This window comes from Kribbella sp., assembly GCF_035655035.1.
Lineage (GTDB): Bacteria > Actinomycetota > Actinomycetes > Propionibacteriales > Kribbellaceae > Kribbella.
Genome location: NZ_DASRVN010000290.1, coordinates 1 through 3,411, shown reverse-complemented (window position 1 = coordinate 3,411; position 3,411 = coordinate 1). Strand labels below are relative to the sequence as shown.

The 3,411-nt window shown below is 70.2% G+C and carries 4 protein-coding genes; all 4 read right to left on the bottom strand.

Annotated features, from left to right (window positions below; genetic code table 11):
- On the bottom strand, positions 1-1,430 hold a 1,430-nt coding region (locus VFF46_RS16915), incomplete at its 3' end, for a MiaB/RimO family radical SAM methylthiotransferase (protein WP_325038085.1).
- A 137-nt stretch (positions 1,431-1,567) separates the two neighbouring features.
- Positions 1,568-2,323, bottom strand: coding sequence for a helix-turn-helix domain-containing protein (locus VFF46_RS16910; protein ID WP_325038084.1), 756 nt, complete (start codon positions 2,321-2,323; stop codon positions 1,568-1,570).
- Positions 2,324-2,432: 109 nt separating this feature from the next.
- A complete protein-coding gene (locus tag VFF46_RS16905; RefSeq protein ID WP_325038083.1) occupies positions 2,433-2,999 on the bottom strand; it encodes a hypothetical protein in 567 nt (188 codons plus the stop codon).
- A gap of 4 nt (positions 3,000-3,003) precedes the next feature.
- Positions 3,004-3,411 (bottom strand): DNA translocase FtsK (locus VFF46_RS16900; RefSeq protein ID WP_325038082.1); only part of this gene is annotated, 408 nt, incomplete at its 5' end.

Sequence of the window (3,411 nt, the reverse complement as noted above, 5' to 3'; positions counted from 1 at the left end):
GCGGTCGGCGCTGGCGTCGTCGGGGTGTCGGTGGGGGTGAGGGATTCGACGAGTACTTCGAGGAGTTCGCCGATGCGGGATTCGGCTCGGGCGGAGGTGAGGTCTTCGGCCAGGCGGGTGACGCGGTCGAGGCGGTCGGCGATGGTGTCCTCGTCGAGTTTGCCGTCGTACGTCTCGGCCTCGGTGCCGTCCTCGTCGGAGTAGCCGAAGACGCCGATCGCGTCCAGGCCGGCGCGGGAGAGGAAGTCGCAGAGGATGTCGACGTCCTCCTCGGTCTCGCCCGGGAAACCGACGATGACGTTGCTGCGGATGCCGGCGGTCGGGGCGGCGGCGCGGACCTGGGCGATGAGTTCGAGGAAGCGTTCCGCGTCGCCGAAGCGGCGCATCCGGCGCAGGAGCGGGCCGGAGGCGTGCTGGAACGACAGGTCGAAGTACGGGACGACGCCGGGAGTGGCGGTCATCGCGCTGATCAGGGTGGGTCGCATCTCGGCGGGCTGGAGGTAGGAGACGCGGACGCGGGTGATGCCAGGGACCTTGGCGATCTCGCCGACCAGGGTTTCGAGGAGGCGGAGGTCGCCGAGGTCCTTGCCGTAGGAGGTGGAGTTCTCGGAGACCAGGAAGAGTTCGCGGACGCCGTTGTCGGCGAGCCACTCGGCTTCGCGCAGTACCTCGGCGGGGCGGCGGGACATGAAGGCGCCGCGGAACATCGGGATCGCGCAGAACGCGCAGCGGCGGTCGCAGCCGGAGGCGAGCTTCAGCGGGGCCATCGGGCCGCCGTCGAGGCGGCGGCGCATGACGCGCGGGCCGCTGGCGGGTGCGGTGGCGAGGTCGGGGGCGTCGATCTTCAGCTCTTCGGGGGCGCCGGTAACAAAACGCCCCTTGAGTTCCGAGGGAGCGGTGTCGGCGGGCTTGTCCCCCGCAGGACGGAGAGCCTCAGGGATGTGGCTGCCGACGACGTCGCCGTGGCCGGGGATGGCGACCGCGGGGCTCTCGTGGCGGTCTGCCGGGGCCAACGGGAGGAGTTTGCGGCGGTCGTGGGGGACGTGGGGCTGGTGTTTGGTGCCGGCGAGGATGGAGCGGAGGCGGGCGGAGATGTCGGTGTAGTCGTCGAAACTGAGGACGGCGTCGGTTTCGGGGAGGGCTTCGGCGAGTTGTTCGCCGTAGCGCTCGGCGAGGCAGCCGACGGCGACTACCGCCTGGGTGCGGCCGGAGTCCTTGTAGTCGGCGGCGGCGAGGAGGGTGTCGACGGAGTCCTTCTTGGCAGCCTCGACGAAGCCGCAGGTGTTCACCACCACCGTGTCCGCCTCGGCGGCGTCGTCGACGAGACGGAAACCGCCGGCTTCGAGGCGGCCGGCCAGTTCCTCGGAGTCGACATCGTTGCGGGCACAGCCCAGCGTGACCAGGGCGACGGTGGTGGGTGGCGTAGTCATCCCCACGAGTATGACGCGCCGTGCACGTCCCCACCTAACTCAACAGCACCACGCGGAGTTTGGAGCGGCGCCGACTTGCAGGCTGGAGGGGAGGTGTGGGGACGGTTGTCGGGGCGGGGGTTGAGGTCGCGCGGCGGTTAGGTTTTGCTGAGGGTGCCGTTGGGGTGGGCGGTGAACTTGGTGAGTTTGGTGGGGACGCGTTTGCCGTTCAGGACGACGACCAGGTTGTCCGGGTTGGCGACCTGGACCCGGATGTCGCCGGCGCTGGTGACGGACTGCGCGATGCCGGGGGTGAGGTTGCCCTGGAAGATCTTGCGGTCGGTGCGGTCGCGGACGGTCAGGTAGGTGCCGTTGCCCGTGGCCGTCATGGTCAGCGCGGTCCTCAGCGCCGGGGGCTTCGGGGTCGTCGCCGGCTTCTTGGTCGGCCGTACGGTCGGCTGGGGCGTCGGTTTCGGCGTCGGCGTGGTCACGGTGGCCGAGGTGGTCGCGGTCTTGGAGGCGTTCGCCTCGATGTCGCTGGGCAGCGTGAACAGCCGCACCATTCCCCAGCCCATCAGGACCACCAGGATCGCGCCGAGCACCAGCGCCCAGCGTGGCCGGGCCGGGCGGAGGGTCGGGCTCTTCACCGCGACGCGTTCCTCGCGGCGTGACTTCTCGTCCTCGGCGGCGTGTTCGGCGTCGAAGGTGGCGAGCAGTGGCGCGGGGTCGGCCTTGACCACGCGGGCGATCGCCCGGATGTGCCCGCGGGCGTAGAAGTTCCCGCCGCACCGGGAGAAGTCGTCGGCCTCCATGGCGATCAGCAACCCGGTTCTGATCCGGGTCGCGGCGCTCAGCTGCTCGATCGTCATGTCGGCCCGTTCGCGGGCCGCCGTGAGCTCGCTGCCGATGCTCACGTCCCCACCGCCTCTCCTTCGTCCGCGCTTCAGGTCATCGGGAAATCGACCGCCGGCACCCGTGTGAACAACATGTCAACGGCCTTGGTACGACGGGGTCACGGACGAGTCAGAGTTGTTCCCTGACCGGACACCTGGCGTCGGCCAGCATGTGCAGCGCCTGCACCACTTCCCCGTTCGACGGCCGCGCCGTCAACCCGAACGGTATCGCGAGTGACGACCCCGTCAGTCGGCGGTTCGCATCGGTTGTCTTGCGGGTCGAACTCGGCAGTGCGCCGAGGATCGGCCCGGGATCCTGCAGATGTACGGCGATCCGCCCGTCGTCGAGCGGATGCCGGCGCTGCAGCACCGTCACCTCTTCGATGTCCTCCCACCGGGTACCCACCCACTCGTGCCCGATGCGCAGCCGGATGCCGACGTCGTCGGCGACCAGCATGTCCCCGACCGTGAGCGCGCGGGCGCACACCACGGCCAGGACGGCGAACGCGGCCGCGACGATCCAGCGCAGGATGCCGGTCGCGCTGGTCGAGCCGGACGCCGCGAAGCCGAGCGCGACCAGCCCGGCGCCGACGGCCAGGCCGCCGTGCACCTTCTGGGAGGCGCGGACGGTGAACGGCGTCGGCGCGGGGTCCCCGTCGAATCGGTCCTGCCTGGGCAGTGCGCTCGCGGCGGTCACGGTCTCACTCTCCTCGCAGCGTGCTGATGAAGTCCTCGAGATCGTCGGGTTTGACCAGGACGTCCCTGGCCTTCGAACCTTCGCTGGGGCCGACGACGCCGCGGCTCTCCAGGATGTCCATCAGCCGGCCGGCCTTGGCGAAACCGACGCGGAGCTTACGCTGCAGCATCGACGTCGAGCCGAACTGGGTGGAAACGATCAGCTCCGCCGCCTGCACCACCAGGTCGAGGTCGTCGCCGATCTCGTCGTCCAGGTCCTTGCTCGGGCCGGGCGCCGCGGTGACGTCCTCGCGGTACGTCGGCTGCAGCTGCTCCTTGCAGTGCTCGACGACGCCGCGGATCTCGTTCTCGGTGACCCAGGCGCCCTGGATACGCATCGGCTTGCTGGCGCCCATCGGCAGGAACAGCCCGTC